This is a genomic window from Halomonas sp. H10-59 (genome assembly GCF_040070555.1).
Lineage (GTDB): Bacteria > Pseudomonadota > Gammaproteobacteria > Pseudomonadales > Halomonadaceae > Halomonas > Halomonas litopenaei.
On the sequence record NZ_CP098828.1, the window covers coordinates 2,931,595 to 2,948,175 of the forward strand.

Annotated in this window: 15 protein-coding genes; 1 reads left to right on the forward strand and 14 read right to left on the reverse strand. The window is 64.9% G+C overall.

Annotated elements, in window-relative coordinates; translation table 11 throughout:
• Positions 1-128 precede the first annotated feature (128 nt).
• Positions 129-602 (forward strand): phosphate-starvation-inducible PsiE family protein, encoded by a 474-nt coding sequence (locus tag NFG57_RS12795; protein ID WP_348814462.1) that lies wholly within the window; start codon positions 129-131, stop codon positions 600-602.
• Between the two features lie 194 nt (positions 603-796).
• Here NFG57_RS12795 and NFG57_RS12800 read toward each other — a convergent pair whose 3' ends face one another.
• The 14 genes from NFG57_RS12800 to hemA all read right to left on the reverse strand — a co-directional run bounded on the left by NFG57_RS12800 (position 797) and on the right by hemA (position 16,445).
• On the reverse strand, positions 797-1,357 hold the full coding sequence (locus NFG57_RS12800) for a glycine zipper 2TM domain-containing protein (RefSeq protein ID WP_045995242.1): 561 nt from the start codon (positions 1,355-1,357) through the stop codon (positions 797-799).
• A 559-nt stretch (positions 1,358-1,916) separates the two neighbouring features.
• Positions 1,917-3,239, reverse strand: a complete 1,323-nt coding sequence (locus NFG57_RS12805) for an FAD-binding oxidoreductase (RefSeq protein WP_348814463.1) — start codon at positions 3,237-3,239, stop codon at positions 1,917-1,919.
• 294 nt (positions 3,240-3,533) lie between these two features.
• Entirely contained in the window at positions 3,534-4,901 is a 1,368-nt protein-coding gene (locus tag NFG57_RS12810) for a glutamine synthetase family protein (RefSeq protein ID WP_045995153.1), read from the reverse strand.
• Positions 4,902-5,012: 111 nt separating this feature from the next.
• Positions 5,013-6,080 carry a spermidine/putrescine ABC transporter substrate-binding protein gene (locus tag NFG57_RS12815; protein ID WP_348814464.1) on the reverse strand — a complete coding sequence of 356 codons (1,068 nt, stop codon included), beginning with the start codon at positions 6,078-6,080 and terminating at the stop codon, positions 5,013-5,015.
• Between the two features lie 98 nt (positions 6,081-6,178).
• Positions 6,179-6,973, reverse strand: coding sequence for an ABC transporter permease (locus NFG57_RS12820; protein WP_348814465.1), 795 nt, complete (start codon positions 6,971-6,973; stop codon positions 6,179-6,181).
• The gene (locus NFG57_RS12825; RefSeq protein ID WP_052704560.1) at positions 6,970-7,887 is read right to left on the reverse strand and encodes an ABC transporter permease; all 918 of its coding nucleotides are present in this window, start codon (positions 7,885-7,887) and stop codon (positions 6,970-6,972) included. Before NFG57_RS12825 ends, NFG57_RS12820 begins: the two co-directional genes overlap by 4 nt.
• Positions 7,888-7,898: 11 nt before the next feature.
• Positions 7,899-9,056 (reverse strand): ABC transporter ATP-binding protein, encoded by a 1,158-nt coding sequence (locus NFG57_RS12830; RefSeq protein ID WP_213229703.1) that lies wholly within the window; start codon positions 9,054-9,056, stop codon positions 7,899-7,901.
• Between the two features lie 28 nt (positions 9,057-9,084).
• Positions 9,085-10,374 (reverse strand): FAD-binding oxidoreductase, encoded by a 1,290-nt coding sequence (locus tag NFG57_RS12835; RefSeq protein WP_348814466.1) that lies wholly within the window; start codon positions 10,372-10,374, stop codon positions 9,085-9,087.
• A gap of 411 nt (positions 10,375-10,785) precedes the next feature.
• Positions 10,786-11,721 carry a LysR family transcriptional regulator gene (locus NFG57_RS12840; protein ID WP_231498652.1) on the reverse strand — a complete coding sequence of 312 codons (936 nt, stop codon included), beginning with the start codon at positions 11,719-11,721 and terminating at the stop codon, positions 10,786-10,788.
• Positions 11,718-12,491 carry a molybdopterin-synthase adenylyltransferase MoeB gene (gene moeB, locus NFG57_RS12845; protein WP_348814467.1) on the reverse strand — a complete coding sequence of 258 codons (774 nt, stop codon included), beginning with the start codon at positions 12,489-12,491 and terminating at the stop codon, positions 11,718-11,720. Before moeB ends, NFG57_RS12840 begins: the two co-directional genes overlap by 4 nt.
• A 6-nt stretch (positions 12,492-12,497) precedes the next feature.
• Entirely contained in the window at positions 12,498-12,998 is a 501-nt protein-coding gene (locus NFG57_RS12850; RefSeq protein WP_045995158.1) for an Lrp/AsnC ligand binding domain-containing protein, read from the reverse strand.
• Positions 12,999-13,167: 169 nt separating this feature from the next.
• Positions 13,168-14,034: a peptide chain release factor N(5)-glutamine methyltransferase gene (gene prmC / locus NFG57_RS12855; RefSeq protein WP_348814468.1), complete on the reverse strand. Its 867-nt coding sequence runs from the start codon at positions 14,032-14,034 to the stop codon at positions 13,168-13,170.
• On the reverse strand, positions 14,034-15,125 hold the full coding sequence (gene prfA / locus NFG57_RS12860) for a peptide chain release factor 1 (protein WP_045995160.1): 1,092 nt from the start codon (positions 15,123-15,125) through the stop codon (positions 14,034-14,036). Before prfA ends, prmC begins: the two co-directional genes overlap by 1 nt.
• A 54-nt stretch (positions 15,126-15,179) precedes the next feature.
• Entirely contained in the window at positions 15,180-16,445 is a 1,266-nt protein-coding gene (gene hemA / locus NFG57_RS12865; protein ID WP_045995161.1) for a glutamyl-tRNA reductase, read from the reverse strand.
• Positions 16,446-16,581: the final 136 nt, after the last annotated feature.

Here is a 16,581-nt window from a genome sequence, read left to right on the forward strand (position 1 = left end):
CGGTGAAAAGCGGCGCAATCCGCGTGACTGCGTCAACAAACCGCCCTGAACCAACGGAGTATCGGCTTGTCACGCCTACCACGCCGGGCTAGCGTGAAAGACGCCACCACACCGATGAGGAATCGCCTGTGAAATGGGCTCGCACCAGCCGTGACAAGATGCACCATCACGCCGATACCATCGGCAACCTGCTCGTGGAAGGCTTTCACTACATGGGGCTCTTCGTCATCGGCGGGATGATCGCCTGGGCCTCGGTGGTCGCCTTCCTCGACATGCTGACCAGTGGCCACGCCAGCGTCGACGACATCCTGCTGCTGTTCATCTATCTTGAGCTGGGCGCCATGGTAGGCATCTACTTCAAGACCAATCACCTGCCGATTCGCTTCCTGTTGTACGTCGCCATCACCGCCCTGACCCGCTACCTGATCGGTGACATTTCCCACCACCCCAAGCCCGACGCCGGTCTCTTGTACCTGTGCGGCGGCATCTTCCTGCTGGCCCTGTCCGTGCTGGCGGTGCGCTTCGCCTCCTACAAGTACCCCTCCAGCAAGCCCATCGACGCCCTCGGCAAGGTGGTCAACAAGACCAACAGCGATCTGTAGGACGCCCGGGACCAGCGCCCCTGCCCTCGCCCACGTTCACGTTCACGTTCAGGTTCACAACTACAGCGACGACAACAGCCCCCGCCAGCCAGCATCGAAAGATACCGGTTGGCGGGGGCTGGGTGTTTACGCGAAGGCTGAAGACCGGAACCAGGTTCCCGTCAGGACTCTATCAGCGCTCTATCAGGGCTCTATCAGGACTTGTCGGGGGCACCCCGGACCACGTCCCACTGGGGCTGACCCTGCTCGATCAGCACACGCTCGCCGTCGGGCGCCTGCTCCAGACGCGCCACCTGACGCACGCCGTCATACTCCCAGGCCACGTCGTAGCCCAGGGTCTTTTCACGGGTGTCGTTGACGGTGTGGCAACGCTGTTCGGTGGTGGTATAGGTCTGGCCGGCCTCGACCCGACGCTGCACTTCGCGTCCGGCGAAGCCACCGCCGATGGCACCGGCCACGGTGGCGATCTTGCGGCCGCTGCCACCGCCGATCTGGTTGCCCACCAGGCCACCGACCACCGCACCGGCAGCGCTGCCCAGAATGCTGTGCGGGTCCCGGGTCGGCGCCTGGCGTGTCACCTGAACGTTCTCGCAGACCTCTCGCGGCGTGGAGACGGTCTCGGTGACCGGCGTGACGGCGGTAATATCGGCGAACTGCGGCCCCTGGGGCGCCTGCTGCACCTGCCAGGCACCAAATGCCAGGCCACCGAGGCCAAAGACCGCGAGGGTGGAACCGACGATGATCGACTTGCTCATGCTGTTCTCCTTGCTCCGCCGGGGTGCTCGCTTAGGGCTTGTCTGAAAAGTGCCTGCGCTCGGTAATACGGCGTTAAAAATCGGATCAACATGCTCATTTACACCCCGTAAACTGCGCTGTCTCACCGATTTTTGCCTTGTCTAACCTTCGCTCGTCGACTTTTCGGACAGAGCCTAGCGCGCGAGAGGCGCCACGGCAGATGTCTTGGCGATGTGATAACCCTATCCTAGCCGTTATCGAACAGCGTTCGAAGCATCATGGAGCCACTTGCAAGTTGTTTGTGAGGCTGTCGCAACTCACCGACAAAGGTGCCCCCAATCGGCGACGACGGGCGCTGCTGCCCTCGCCTCTCATGCCATTGGCAGTCCCCCTGCCCACACATCACAACGCCTCGCTGCCGGAGGCAGCGAGGCGTTGGGGGAGACGTGCTAATGGGGCTCACAAGCCGGGAGCGCGGGTCACGGAGCGATCCCGCTGCCCGCACTATCAGTGGCAACGGCCTGTGACACCGCCCTGTGGCAGCGGCCTGTGGCAATGCCCCGTGACACCGACCAGCGGCTAGATGCCCAGCTTGTCCCGGGTCTGGTAGTACCAGGCGCCGATGGCGGACAGCGGCACCCTGAGCATGCGGCCGCCAGGGAACGGCAGGTGTGGCAGGCCGGCGAAGGCATCGAAGCGCTCGTCACGCCCGGTCATCACCTCGCTGATCAGGCGACCGGCCAGGTGGGTGCAGGTCACGCCGTGGCCGGAGTAGCCCTGGGCGTAGTAGACGTTGTCATTGATCACCCCGAACTGGGGCAGTCGGTTGAGGGTCATCAGGAAGGTCCCGCTCCAGGCGTAGTCCACCTTGACCGTCTTGAGCATCGGGAAGGTCTTTTCCATCTTGGGACGAATGATCGCCTCGATGTCCTGGGGGTCCTCGCCGCCGTAGTTGACTCCCCCGCCGTAGATCAGGCGGTTGTCGCGGGTCAGGCGGAAATAGTCGAGCAGATAGTTGCAGTCTTCCACCGCCATGTTATTGGGCAGAAGCTCCCGGGCCAGGTCTTCGCCGAGCGGCTCGGTGGTGATGATCTGGGTACCGCAGGGCATCGACTTGGCCTCGAGTTCCGGCATCACGCCGCTCATGTAGGCGTTACCCGCCATCACCACACGCTCGGCGCGAACGCTGCCGTTGCGGCTCTTCAGTACCACCGGCTGGCCGTGTACCAGCGACTCGACCGGGCTCTGCTCGAAGATCACACCGCCCAGGGATTCCAGCGCCGCCGCCTGGCCCAGCACCAGGTTCAGCGGATGCAGGTGACCGCCGGAGTGGTCCACCAGGGCGCCGGTATAGCGATCGCTGCCCACCTCGCGGCGACAGGCATCGCCTTCCAACAGTTCCAGCCCGTCGTGGCCGTAGCGCTGCCACAGCGCCTGATGCTCGCGCAGCCCCTTGAGCTGGCGCTCGTTGCAGGCGGCGAACAGGTTGCCTTCACGCAGGTCGCACTGGATGTCGTAGCGGGCGATGCGCTCACGGATGATGCGATTGCCCTCGAAGGCCATGTCGCCGAGGGCACGCGCGGTGTCGGCGCCGTACTTGTCCTCGATCACGTCCATGTCGCGGCTGTAGCTGTTGACGATCTGACCGCCGTTGCGGCCCGAGGCGCCGTAACCGACCCTGGCCGCCTCCAGTACCACCACCTTGAGGCCCTGCTCCGCCAGATGGAGCGCGGCGGAGATGCCGGTGAAGCCGGCCCCGACCACGCAGACATCACAGCTTACCTCTCCCTCGAGGGCCGGGCGCTGGGGTGAGGCATTGGCCGAGGCGGCATACCAGGACGCGGCATGCTGGACCTCGGCGGCCCCTCCACGGGGATCGGTAGCGGTGGAACGGCTGGACATGACGGACTCCCAAAGTGGTTATTTTATTCAACACTAGATCGCATTCTACGCGGCGAAAGGAGATATCTTCAAGATAAAGACATGGAATAATCACCACCAAGCACCGACGCCATAGCCCCACAACGCAGCGAGCCAGGCACCTGGCCTGGCTCGCTGATGGTGCCTCATGCCACCGTCTCGGGCTTGCGCCACCGTCTCGGGCTTGCGCCACCTTCTCAGGCCTACGCCACTCTCTGAGCTTCGCGCCACCTTCTCAGGCTTGCGCCACCCCGGGACGTCCTCCAAAGCGGCGGCTCACACCCGCAACAGCAGGTGCTCACGCTCCCAGGACGAAATCACCTGAAAGTACTCACGGTGCTCGGCCCGCTTTACCGCCAGGTAGCTGTTGGTAAAGCGCTCGCCGAGGATACCCGCCAGGGCGTCACACTCGTGCAGCAGGTCCAGCGCCGGTCCGATATCGTCGGGCAGCTTGTTGCCGCCGGACCAGGCCGAGCCGACCATGGGCGGGCGGGGCTCCACCTGGCCGAGCATGCCGAGGTAGCCACAGGCGAGTGACGCCGCCATGACCAGGTAAGGATTGGCGTCGGCACCGGCCAGTCGGTTCTCGACCCGGGTGGCCTCGGGCCCGGAGACCGGCACGCGCAGGCCCACGGTACGGTTGTCCATGCCCCACTCGACGTTGATCGGCGCCGAGCCCGAGGTCTCGGTACGCAGCAGCCGCCGGTAGGAGTTGACGTTGGGGGCCAGCAGCGGCATCGCCGAGGGCAGGTAGCGCTGCAGGCCGCCGATGAAGTGGTGGAACAGACGGCTGGGCTGGCCATCCTCGCCAGCAAACAGATTTCGTCCGCTGGCCGGGTCAATCAGGCTCTGGTGAATGTGCATCGAGCTGCCCGGCTCATTGGCCATGGGCTTGGCCATGAAGGTGCCGTACATGCCGTGGCGCAATGCGGTCTCGCGCAGCACCCGCTTGAACAGCACCACCTGGTCGGCCAGCGCCAGCGGATCACCGTGCTGGAAGTTGACCTCCATCTGCCCGGCGCCCTCTTCGTGGATCAGGGTATCCAGATCCAGGTTCATCGCCTCGCAGTAGTCGTACATCTCCTCGAACAGCGGATCGAACTCGTTGACCGCATCGATGGAGAAACTCTGGCGGCTGCTTTCCTGGCGACCGGTGCGCCCCACCGGCGGCTCCAGCGGGTAGTCGGAGTCGGTGTTGGTCTTGACCAGGAAGAACTCCACCTCCGGTGCCACCACCGGGACCCAGCCACGTGCCTGGTACAGCTCCAGCACCCGCTTGAGCACATAGCGCGGCGCCAGCTCCACCGGCTCTCCGCTCAGATAGTGGCAGTCGTGGATGATCTGGGCGGTAGGATCGTCGGCCCAGGGCACCAGGAAGACGGCGTTGGGGTCAGGCACCAGCTCCATGTCCCGCTCGGCAGGATTCCAGAAGCGGATGTCGTCATCGTCGGGATAGCCCCCGGTGACGGTCTGGATAAAGATGGAGTCCGGCAGGCGCGGTCGTCCGCCGTTGAGGTACTTGCCCGCGGGCATGATCTTGCCCTTGAGGATGCCGGTAAGGTCGGTGACCAGGCACTCGACCTCGGTGATGCCGTACTGCTTGAACCAGTCGCTGAGCGCTGGGCTTTCCTGGCGGTTACTCATGAGAGTGTTCCGTTACGTGAGTGTCTCACTCGGTGGCCGAGCCCCGACGTCGCCGGGGCTCTTTCCTTGCAGGGCGGCCCCGGGCGCATCAACGCCCCTGGGCCAATCCCTTCACCGAGCCTTTACCTCTGACCACAGTTGCTGAAAGGTCTGCAGTTGCTGACCGGACAGGCTGGGGGTGAAGACAAGCCGCGCCATGTCCTCTTCGCTGGGCTGGGTCGGCGGCTGGGTCAGCACCTCGTCGAGATGCGGGCGCGCCGCCTCGTTGGGGCTGGCGTAGTAGTTGTAGTTCGACAGCTGGGCACCGATCTCGGCGTCCAGGATAAAGTCAATGAACTTGTGCGCGAGCTCCGGGTTGGGTGCCTCGGAGGGGATGACCATGGAGTCGACCCACATCTCGGCGCCTTCGTCGGGAATCACGAAGTCCAGATGTTCGAAGGTCTCCGGGTCCTCATCCTTGAAGTACAGGTAGTCGCCGTTGAAGGACATGCCCACGTGGGTGACGCCCCGGGCCAGCTGCTGCAGGGTCGGTGTGCCGTCGGTGAAGCCCGAGAAGTTGTCGCGATTCTTGGTCTCGATCAGCAGTCTGGCGGCATTCTTCAGGTCATCCAGGCCGCTGCAGTCGAAGCTCGCGCCCAGATAGGCGCAGGCGCTGCCGGTGGCGACCTGACCATCCTGGATCATCGAGAACGGATAGTCTGCGTTGACCTCGGGGTCGAACAGCAACGACCAGCTCTTGGGCGCATCGGGGAAGGTCTCGGTGTTGTAGACAAGGCCCGTGGTCCCCCACTGGTAGGCAGCGGAGTACTCGGCACCGGGATCGAAGCTCGGATCCTTGAACTGCGCCATCAGGTTGTCGAAGTTCGGAATCTGCGAGCGGTCGAGCTTCTGGATCAGGCCGGTCTCGATCATCCGCGGAATGTAGTAGTTCGACGGCACCACGATGTCGTACTGGGAGGTGCCACCGGCATTGAGCTTGGCGATCATCTCCGGGTTCGAGTTGAAGTAGTTGGTCACCACCTCGACGTCATACTTTTCCTCGAAGGCCTCGATGATCTCGGGGTCCATGTACTCGGTCCAGTTGAACAGGTACAGCTTGCCCTCTTCAGCCTGGGCGACGCCTGCGAGCATGGCGGCGGCCACGGCGAGGCCCAGGGCGCTGCGAGTCTTGTTGAGCATCGTTGCTTTCTCCTTGTATTGCTTGGTCTTGTCTGGGTACGTCAGGTGTTGATCGATCTGTTCCGAGATCGTCGCTGTGTCCGCCAATGGCACAGGCGTCAGGCCTTGCGCCGATTGACGACGAGGCTTGCCAGGGCGGCCAGCGCCACCGCCGCGATCATCAGTGTGGCGATGGCGTTGATCTCCGGTGACACCCCCTTCTTGATCGCGCCCCAGATATAGATCGGCAGGGTCGCGCTCTCCGGGCCGGAGGTGAAGAAGCTGATGACGAAGTCATCCACCGACAGGGTAAAGGAGAGAAAGAAGGCCGATATCAACGCCGGCTTGATGGTCGGCAGCATGAAGTGCACCACTCGCTTAAAGGGCGAGGCATAGAGGTCCTTGGCCGCCTCGAACAGGGACGGATCCAGACCCACGAAGCGCGAGTAGACGATCAGCGCGACGAACGGAATCTGGAAGGTGACGTGGGCGATGATCATGGTGCCCAGCCCCGGCCCCAGGAGCCCGGTCAGCTCATTCACCTTGACGAAGAAGGCCATCTCCGAGATACCGAAAACGATATCCGGCAGCACGATGGGCAGATAGATCAGCACGATCAGCCAGCCCAGCTTGCGGTGACGGTGGCGATACATGCCATAACCGATCAAGCAGCCGATCACCAGGGCGATCAGCGAGGACGTCAGCGCCAGCACCAGGGTGTTGCCGAAGGCGCTCATGATCTGGTCATTGGCGAACAGCTGGTGGTACCAGCGCAGCGACAGTCCGGTCATGCTGGCCGCGCTGTTGGCGGCGTTGAAGGAGAACAGCACCACCACCGCCAGCGGCAGGTAAAGAAACATCAGGGTCAGCCACCAGAAGGCACTCAGACCTCGCTTGAGTGTGCGCTTTCTCATATCACCACCTCCTCACCGCCGCCGAGTCGCTTGCCGATCCGGCGCATGGCATAGAGTCCGGCGAAGGTCGCCAGCAGCATCAGGATGGCGCCGGCGGCGCCCAGCGGCCAGTTCGACCCACCGGAGAACTGGTTGGCCACCAGATTGCCGAGCATCAACGCCTTGCCGCCGCCCAGCAGTTCCGGAATCACGTACATGCCGAAGGCCGGAATCGCCACCAGCACGATCCCGGCGAGCAGCCCCGGCAAGGTCTGGGGAAAGACCGCGTGCCAGAACGCCTTCACCGGGGTGGCGTAGAGGTCCTGGGCGGCCTCCACCTGGGCGGTGTCGAGCTTCTCGAAGGCGGCGTACAGCGGCAGCACCATGAACGGCAGGAAGTTGTAGACCAGCCCCAGGGTCACCGCGAAGTTGGACGGGTAGAGCCCCATGTTGGGGGCGATCAGCCCCAGCGACTCGGCGACGCTGGAAAGCGGCGTACCCGGCGCCAGCAGGTTCATCCAGCCGAAGGTACGGATGACCTGATTGGTCCAGGACGGCACCACCACCAGCAGTAGCATGATCGGCCGCCATTTCGCCCGGCAGGTGGTGATGTAGTAGGCGATCGGATAGGCCACGATAACGACCAGGCCGGTCGCCACCAGGGTCTGCCACAGCGACCTCAACAGGGTGTAGAGGTTGCCCGGGCTCCAGCCCAGAAAACCGAAGCCGGCAAGCTGCTTGAACGAATCGAGCGACAGCGGCATCTGCGGCAGGCCATAGGGCCCGTTGGTCATGAAGGCCACGCCCATCAGGTAGGCGCTGGGCAGCACCAGAAAGACGATGATCCAGGCCGCGCCGGGTGTCACGGTAAAGAGAAGATGGCGCGCTTCTCTGACCATGCCCTGGCTGCGTCCGAGGACAGCGGTATCGGTCATGACATGCCCCCTCAGTTGGCCACGGTGACGAGGTCTTCCGGGGCGACCACCAGGGTCACCTCGTCACCGACCTCGGGCAGTCGGCGCCCGCGATTGTTGATGGTGGCCTGCAGGGTGGTGTCACCGACCGCGAGACGGAACTCGGCGTGGCTACCACGATAGAGCCGTTCGGTGATCCGCCCGACCAGGTGGTTCACCCCCTGATGACGACCCAGACGCACGTCCAGCGTCTCGGGGCGAATCAGCAACAGCTCACCGCCTCCCTGCTGTGGCGTGTCGAGATCGGGCTCGAGCTCCAGCTCGCCAAGCTCGGTGGTCACGCGCTGGCCCTGTCGGGCGCTGATCGGATAGAGGTTGGCATGGCCCATGAAACGGGCGACGAAGGCATTGACCGGGCGCTCGTAGACCTCCCGAGGTGGCCCCACCTGCTGGATGGTCCCGCCATTGAGCACGGCGATGCGATCGGACATCACCATGGCCTCGTCCTGATCATGGGTCACGAAGACGAAGGTCATGCCCAGGCGCTTCTGTACCCTCAGCAATTCGACCTGTAGCTGGCTCCGAAGGCCGGCGTCGAGCGCCGACAGCGGCTCGTCCAGCAGCAGCACGTCGGGCTCGCAGACCAGCGCCCGGGCCAGCGCGATGCGCTGACGCTGTCCGCCGGAGAGCTGATCGATGCGCCGATCGATCAGATCGCCCAACTGGATGAACTCGGCGATGCGCTCGACCCGTGCCTCGCGCTCGGCACGATCGACACCGCGCATCTTGAGACCGAAGGCCAGGTTGTCGCGCACCGACAGGTGGGGAAACAGCGCGTAGGACTGAAACACGGTATTGACGCTGCGATGGTGCGGCGCCACCTCGGTGACGTCGCGCTCACCGATGGTCAGGCGTCCCTGATCGGCGTCTTCCAGACCCGCCAGGATGCGCAGCAGCGTGGTCTTGCCACAGCCCGATGGGCCCAGCAGGGTAAAGAACTCGCCGGCCTCGATGGTCAGATCCACGCCATCGAGCGCTACCGTACTGGCGCCGAAGCGCTTGTGCAGGCCCTGCATATGGATCGCGGAGGCGGTCCGCTCGGAGCCGGCGGCATCGACGCCCGGGCGTGCGCCATCATGGGGCTCATCCCGGCGCTGTGAGTGGCGCTCGGCGGTGGAGGTCTCGGTCATAGGGGCATTCCTCGTCGTTGTCGGCAGCTCACAGCCGATCGCGAAGCTTGTAGAAGTGGGTGGCCAGCAGCAACAGCGGTGTTCTCAACAGGCGACCGCCGGGGAAGCGACGATGGGGCATGGCGGCAAAGACGTCGAAGCGCTCGCTCTGCCCGGCGATGGTCTCGGCCAGCAACTTGCCGGCCAGTCCCGCCATGGCCATGCCATGACCGGAGTATCCTTGCGCATAGTAGAGGTTGGCGGCCAGTCTGCCGAAGTCCGGGGCGCGATTGAGCGTGATGGCCACGTCACCGCCCCAGCGGTAGGCGATCTCGACATCGTCGAGCACCTTGAACAGGCGCCGGATCTTGCCGTCGATGCGCGCCTCAAGCCCCTTGGGCGGGCGCCCGTCGTAGCTGACTTCACCGCCATAGATCAGGCGTCGATCCGCCGACAGCCGATAGTAGTCGAGCACAAAATTGGCATCGGCCAGGGCGTCATTCTTCGGCAGCACCTGGGCCGCCTGCTGCTCGCTCATCGGCTCGGTGGCGATCATGTAGTTGGCACAGCGCATGATGCGCCCGCGCATCTCCGGCAACAGGTCGATGCCGTAGGCGTTGGTCGCCACCACCACGCTATCGGCGGTGACCTCTCCGGCGGCGGTCTTCACCCGGGCAGGCTCGCCTTTGGTCACCGCGGTGACCGGGCTGTGCGAGTGGAAGATAGCCCCCGCCTGCTGGGCGGCCCTGGCCAGGCCGAGGGTATAGTTGAGCGGATGCAGGTGCCCGCCCTCGGCCTCCCACAGGGCCGCCGGGTAAGCGTCGGTGACCACATGTTCGCGCAGCGACTGCCCTTCGCGCCATTCCAGCGCCTGGTAGTCGTACTTGTGCGCCATGGTCTCCTGGAAGGCGCGCAACTCGCGCACATGGCGCGGCTTGACCGCCGCGTGCAGGTAGCCCCAGGCAAGGTCGCAGGGAATGGCGTGACGCTCGACCAGCCGTGCGGTCAGGCGCACCGCTTCGCGGCTCATTTCCCAGATATCGCGGGCCGCCGACAGGCCAAGCGCCTGTTCCACGGTGTCCATGTCGGTACCGAGCCCGGGCAGGATCTGGCCGCCGCTGCGACCTGAGGCGCCATGGCCGACGTCATGGGCTTCCAGCACCACCACCTTGTAGCCTTGCTCGGCCAGATGCAGCGCCGTCGAACAGCCCGTCACCCCGGCCCCGATCACGCAGACGTCAGCGCGAACGTCGCCCTCGAGCCTGGGTGTCGGCAACAGCTCGACCCGGACGGAATCGCGGTACCAGGAGGCGGCCTCGGACGTGGAGGAATCTGTCATAGAGAGTCCGTATTGGTTGCGCAATGCGCTTGTTGTTATTGAATCTCGCACCTTCGCATGAAGGTGACACCGACAGTGTGCCACTTTCTCGCCACCAGGCGTCAAGTATCCAATAACACTAAATTCCTGACTTCAACGTCAGCGATTCGATACCTAAAGCGGCTGACGCACCAACATCAACACTTCACGTCACGCATCCCGCTCGATGGAAGTCGCCTTGGCGACGCTCACGCTTCGAACGTAAGCCGGCTCGCCCGGAAGCGCTCGAATCCAAGATGCCAGACGTGGAAAACTCAACGCAAAGCAATGACAGAGCGTCAGTCTCTCGTTTCATCGCCAAGAGTATAAGCGAGACATCATGTCAGCGAAGCGAAGACGTTGGCGGTTTGATCAAAGACCCAAGAGGCGCCATCAGTCGCCAGATACACCCGCATCGCTCTTCCCCAGCGCCGCCAGAAAGGCTTCCAGCACCCGATGGGGGCGGCGGTCACGGCGGGTGATGGCGACGAAGGGCGTCTCGTAGGCGGCGCTCTCGGAACACAGCTCACGCAGTCGTCCCTGCGCGACCCAGAGATTGGCGTGGTGATCCGGCAGATAGCCGATGTAGGCCCCGGTCAGGATAAGAAAGGCCGCGCCTTCCCGGTCGGACGCGGTGGCGCTGGGCTTGAGCCCGACATGGCGCTCACGGCCGGCTTCCGACAGCGGATAGGACGGTACCACGGCGTCCCACTGCCCCAGCGCCTGCCACCCGCCCAGCGCCTCCAGCGCCGTCGATGGCTCGGCAAACAGCGGATGCCCCCGGCCACAGTAAAGCCCGGAGCGTTCGCTGTAGAGCGCCTGGCTATCGACGCTGGCGGGCAGGTTGACCGCCGGAACGACACCGACATGCAGGCGTCCGTCGAGCACCCCGCGGGCGATCTCGCCGGGAGGGTCCATGTGCATGTTGATGCGCACCTCCGGGCCCTGGGCCTTGAGGCTTGCCAGGGCATGGGTGATACGCATCTCGGGTGAGCTGACCAGGGTATCGGTGATGCCGATATTGAGTTCGCCGCGCAGGCTGTGGTGCAGCGCATTGACCTCGGTGCGAAAGGCTTCCAGTCCCGACAGCAGACGCCGGGCCCCTTCCAGCACCTCCCGTCCTTCCTCGGTCAGGGCGAAGCCGCCTCGCCCCCGCCGACAAAGCTTGAGCCCCAGGCGCTTTTCCAGGTCGCCCATATGCAGGCTGATGGCCGAACGACTGATGCCAAGCTCGTTCTCGGCGGCGGAAAATCCACCACACTCGGCCACCGCCTTGAACACCCGCAATAGACGAATATCGAAGTCGGTGACCGGGCTCTGCCGGCTCACGCGCTTCCTCCGCCGGACCGCCCCCGGTCTGCGCAGGCAGGACAGCGTGGATCGCGCCCCAGCCGATAGTGACGCCACTCGCCACTCAGGCCGTCGAAGGTGGCAAGCCCCCGGTGGGGCCTGCCGGCCCCGGACAAAAGCTTGACCGCCTCCAGCGCCTGGAAGCAGCCGATCAGCCCCACCAGCGGCGAGATGACGCCACTCTCGGCGCAGGACAGGGCCTCGTCGCCCTGATCATCCGGCGGATACAGGCAGGCGTAGCAGGGACTCGTCTCGTCACGCGGGTCGAACACCGCCAACTGCCCGGAAAAGCGGATCGCAGCGCCGGAGACCAACGGCACCCCGGCGGCGACGCTGGCCGCATTGATGGCGTAGCGGCTGGAAAAGCGATCGGTGCAGTCGAGGATGACGTCGGCCTGCCGCGCCGCCTGGACCAGCCCCTCGGCGTCCAGATGGCGCTCGATGGCGCTGACCCGGCAGCCTGCATTGAGGGCGATGGCAGAGTCGGCGGCCGACTGGGCCTTGTTGCGTCCCAGGTCCTGCTCCTGGTGGGCGATCTGGCGCTGCAGGTTGGAGATCTCGACCACATCGGCGTCGGCGATGGTCAGCTGTCCGACTCCGGCGGCGGCCAGGTACAGCGCCACCGGCGAGCCCAGGCCACCGGCACCGACGATCAGTGCGCGCGACGCCAGCAAGCGCTCCTGGCCTTCGATGTCCACCTGGGGAAGCATGATCTGGCGGCTGTAGCGCAGCAGGTCCTGGTCATTCATGAAAACTCACTTGTCTTCGAACTCTTCGATATCCGGCACGTGCAGGGCAAAATCTTCCTTCACTTCTTCCATCACCACGTAGCTCTTGGATTCCTTGACCCCGGGCAGGGTCAGCACCACGTCGCCAAGTAGCTGACGATAGGCGGACATCTCGGGAATTCTGCACTTGAGAATATAGTCGAACTGCCCGGACACCAGGTGGCACTCCTGGATCTGCGGCAGCTTCGACACGGCACGACGGAACTCGTCAAACACCGCCGGAGACTGGGTCTCCAGGCTGATCTCGACGAACACCAGCAGATTGGCCTTGAGCATGCGCGGGTTGAGGATCGCCTTGTAGCCACGGATCACCCCGGAGCGCTCGAGGCGCTTGACGCGCTCCAGACACGGCGTGGTGGACAACCCCACCTGGGCGGCGAGGTCCACATAGGACACCCGGGCGTTTTCCTGCAGGCAACGCAGAATCTTCAGATCGATACGGTCGAGGGAGCGGTTCTTGGTTTTCATTGTGGTCCTGAACGCTGGTCTGACGGCGAGGGGCACGCAAGGAAAGAATCGACCAAAAAGGCCTGGTCGCAAAGCATTTCACGACAATCTCTCGCGCCCAATCGCTTGGTGGCAAAACATTTTACTGATAATCAGTATCACATGCCCCCAACAGACTCCAGTCCCTGCTTCAACGTTGCATGCCCCACTGCCCCAGCGTCACCCGAGGGTGGCCCCCCAGGTCATGCACGCTGTCGCAGCGAACATAGCCCAGCGCTTCAAGATGCTCTCGCACCCGCTCGGCCTGCTCGTAGCCGTGTTCCATCAACAGCCAGCCGCCCGGCTGGAGGAAGCTCCGGGCGCGCTCGGCGATGGCAAACAGATCGGCCAGGCCATGGTCGGCGGCCACCAGCGCCGAGCTTGGCTCGAAGCGCACATCGCCCTGCCCCAGGTGAGGATCCTGCGGGTCGATATAGGGCGGGTTGGCCACAATCAGATCGAAGCGCTCGTCATCGAGCGCATCGAACCAGTCGCTCTGGCGAAATCGTACCGCCAGACCATGTCGCTCGGCGTTGCGCCGCGCCAGCGCCACCGCCTCCGGGGACAGATCGACGCCCTCGACCCGCCAGCCGGGGCGCTCGCTGGCAAACGCCAGGGCGATGGCGCCGGTGCCGGTGCCCAGGTCGAGCAAGGCGCCGGGTTGGGCGTCGCTCCTGGCATCGGGCTTGGTATCGGCCCGGGCCAGCGCGGCCTCCACCAGGGTCTCGGTATCGGGCCGGGGGATCAGGGTGCTGGGCGAGGTCGCCAGGGCCAGCCCCCAGAATTCGCGTTCGCCGGTCAGGTAGGCCACCGGCATGCCCTGGGCACGCGCCGCCACCCAGGCCTCGAAGCGGGCCCGGGCCAGCGTCGCCATGGGCTTGTCGCCCCAGGTGTAGAGCCAGGTGCGGTCGACCTTCATCGCCGCCATGGCCAGCACCTCGGCGTCGAGTCGCGGCGTCGGGCTGCCGGCGGCCTCGAGGCGGCGGGTCGCCCGGGCGATCAGCACATCACAGCGCATCAACCGTCCTGTTGCAGAGCGGCTAGCTGCTCCGCCTGGTACTCGTGGATCAGCGGGTCGATGACCTCGTCGAGGCCGTCGCCGGTGACCACTTCGTTGAGCTTGTACAGGGTCAAGTTGATGCGGTGATCGGTGATCCGCCCCTGGGGGAAGTTGTAGGTACGAATGCGCTCGCTGCGATCGCCGGAGCCCACCAGCGAGCGACGGGCGTCGGCCTGCTCCTGGCGCTGACTGTCCTGGGCCGACTGCTTGAGCCGCGCCGCCAGCAGCGACATCGCCTTGGCCCGGTTCTTGTGCTGACTGCGCTCCTCCTGACACTCCACCACCACACCGCTGGGCAGGTGGGTGATGCGGATCGCCGAGTCGGTGGTGTTGACGTGCTGACCGCCGGCGCCGCTGGAGCGAAAGGTGTCCACCCGCAGGTCGGCCGGGTTGATGTCGATGTCGCTGACCTCGTCGGCCTCGGGCATCACCGCCACGGTGCAGGCCGAGGTATGGATGCGGCCCTGTGATTCGGTGGCGGGAACCCGCTGAACGCGATGGGCACCGGACTCGAACTTGAGCCGGGCGTAGACGCCCTCGCCCTTCACCCGAGAGATGATCTCCTTGTAGCCGCCCTGCTCGCCGTGGCTGGCACTGACCACCTCGACCTTCCAGCCATGGTTCTCGGCGTAGCGCGAGTACATGCGAAACAGGTCGCCGGCGAACAGCGCCGCTTCGTCACCGCCGGTTCCCGCGCGCACCTCGAGAAAGACGTTACGCCCATCATCGGGATCCTTGGGCACCAGCAGACGCTTGAGTTCGGCCTCCAGCTCCTCGAGCTTGGCCACGCCCTCCTCGCGCTCCATCTGGGCAAGCTCGCGCATGTCGGCGTCGGCGTCCTCGGCCATCTGCTCTGCGGTCGCCACGTCTTCCTCGACGCCACGATAGCGGCGCCAGGCGTCGACCAGCGACTCGAGCTCGGCGTATTCGCGGGAGTAGTCGCGAAAACGTGGCTGATCGCTGATCACGTCGGGCTCCGACAACAGGGCAGAGAGTTCCTCGAAGCGGTCGACGAAGGCATCGAGGCGCTCACGCAGAGAAGCTTTCATCGGCAAATCCTTGAAATCATGTAAGAAGGCGCATTGCGGTCAAGCCAGGCCCGGCTAGTTCCGGGACTCGGGCTCGCCCAGCAGCAGTTCGACGGCAGCCTCGAGCAGGTCCTGGCGCTCATCGGCGGCGGCACCCCGCAGGGCCAGGGTGGGCTGATGCATCAGGCGGTTGGTCAACTGGTGGGCCAGGCGACGCACCACGGCCTCGGGATCCTCCCCCTTGGCCAGGCGCTCCAGCGCCTGGGTCTGGGCCTCGTCACGCAGCCGTTCACCCTTGGCACGCACGTCGCGGATCACCTCGCCGGCCCCGCGCACCCGGCGTTCCTTGTGCCAGTGGGCCACGCCGTGCTCGATCAGCGCCTCGGCCTGGTCCGCCGCCACCTGGCGGTGACGTCGGTTTTCCTCGATGACCTCGTGCAGGTCATCGACGGTATAAAGGAAGATGTCGCTGAGCTCGCCGACCTCCGGCTCGATGTCGCGCGGCACGGCGATATCGACCATGAACACCGGACGGTGGCGGCGACGCTTGAGCGCCCGCTCGACCATGCCCTTGCCAAGAATCGGCAAGGGCGCCGCGGTGGACGAAATGACGATGTCGGCCTTTTCCAGGGCGACGGGGATCTCGTCGAGGCTGATGGCCTGACCGCCCAGGCTGCCGGCCAGGGCACTGGCCCGCTCGCGGGTGCGGTTGGCCACCGTCAACTGGTGCACCCCGGCTTCATGCAGGTGGCGCGCCACCAGCTCGATGGTCTCGCCGGCACCGATCAACAGCGCCCTGGCGCGCGAGAAATCGTCGAAGATTCGACTGGCCAGACTGACCGCCGCGTAGGCCACGGAAACAGGGTTCTCGCCGATGGCGGTCTCGGTGCGCACCTGCTTGGCCACCGCGAAGGTATGCTGGAAGAGCCGCTCCAGCTCCCCACCTAGCCCGCTGGCGTCCCTGGCCGCCTGGTAAGCGTCCTTGAGCTGGCCCAGGATCTGGGGTTCGCCCAGCACCATGGAATCGAGACCCACGGCGACGCGCATCAGATGGCGCGCGGCGTCGCCTTCCAGATAGTGGTAGGCGCAGTGCAGCAGGTCCTCGCGGGGCAATGCATGAAACCGGCTCAACCAGTCGAGCACCTCGCTCTCCCCGCTCGACTCGGTCACGCAATAAAGCTCGGTGCGATTGCAGGTCGACAGCACCGCAGCCTCATGCACACTCGGCAGCGCGCGCAGCTCGGAGAGCGCCCGGGTGAGTTGCGAGGGGCCAAAGGCCACCTTTTCGCGCACCTCGACGGCCGCGGTTCGATGGTTGATGCCAAGGGCAAGCAGGGTCATGCGTTCGACGTCTTCATCAGATGATGTCCGGAGTGGCCAACCAGGCCGCTCCTGCAAGGCGCATATCCTACCATAGGCAGCTCTGACCTCGCTCCCCCGGGCATTGACCTTTGCCAAGACTCTCCAAGCCGTTATG

What these genes read in the sequence shown, in the direction of transcription:
- NFG57_RS12825 (WP_052704560.1), bottom strand. Translation starts at nt 7,887, where the DNA reads ATGACCGATACCGCTGTCCTCGGACGCAGCCAGGGCATGGTCAGAGAA.
- prmC (WP_348814468.1), bottom strand. Translation starts at nt 14,034, where the DNA reads ATGCGCTGTGATGTGCTGATCGCCCGGGCGACCCGCCGCCTCGAGGCC.
- hemA (WP_045995161.1), bottom strand. Translation starts at nt 16,445, where the DNA reads ATGACCCTGCTTGCCCTTGGCATCAACCATCGAACCGCGGCCGTCGAG.
- NFG57_RS12800 (WP_045995242.1), bottom strand. Translation starts at nt 1,357, where the DNA reads ATGAGCAAGTCGATCATCGTCGGTTCCACCCTCGCGGTCTTTGGCCTC.
- NFG57_RS12835 (WP_348814466.1), bottom strand. Translation starts at nt 10,374, where the DNA reads ATGACAGATTCCTCCACGTCCGAGGCCGCCTCCTGGTACCGCGATTCC.
- NFG57_RS12830 (WP_213229703.1), bottom strand. Translation starts at nt 9,056, where the DNA reads ATGACCGAGACCTCCACCGCCGAGCGCCACTCACAGCGCCGGGATGAG.
- moeB (WP_348814467.1), bottom strand. Translation starts at nt 12,491, where the DNA reads ATGAATGACCAGGACCTGCTGCGCTACAGCCGCCAGATCATGCTTCCC.
- NFG57_RS12820 (WP_348814465.1), bottom strand. Translation starts at nt 6,973, where the DNA reads ATGAGAAAGCGCACACTCAAGCGAGGTCTGAGTGCCTTCTGGTGGCTG.
- NFG57_RS12850 (WP_045995158.1), bottom strand. Translation starts at nt 12,998, where the DNA reads ATGAAAACCAAGAACCGCTCCCTCGACCGTATCGATCTGAAGATTCTG.
- NFG57_RS12810 (WP_045995153.1), bottom strand. Translation starts at nt 4,901, where the DNA reads ATGAGTAACCGCCAGGAAAGCCCAGCGCTCAGCGACTGGTTCAAGCAG.
- NFG57_RS12805 (WP_348814463.1), bottom strand. Translation starts at nt 3,239, where the DNA reads ATGTCCAGCCGTTCCACCGCTACCGATCCCCGTGGAGGGGCCGCCGAG.
- NFG57_RS12815 (WP_348814464.1), bottom strand. Translation starts at nt 6,080, where the DNA reads ATGCTCAACAAGACTCGCAGCGCCCTGGGCCTCGCCGTGGCCGCCGCC.
- prfA (WP_045995160.1), bottom strand. Translation starts at nt 15,125, where the DNA reads ATGAAAGCTTCTCTGCGTGAGCGCCTCGATGCCTTCGTCGACCGCTTC.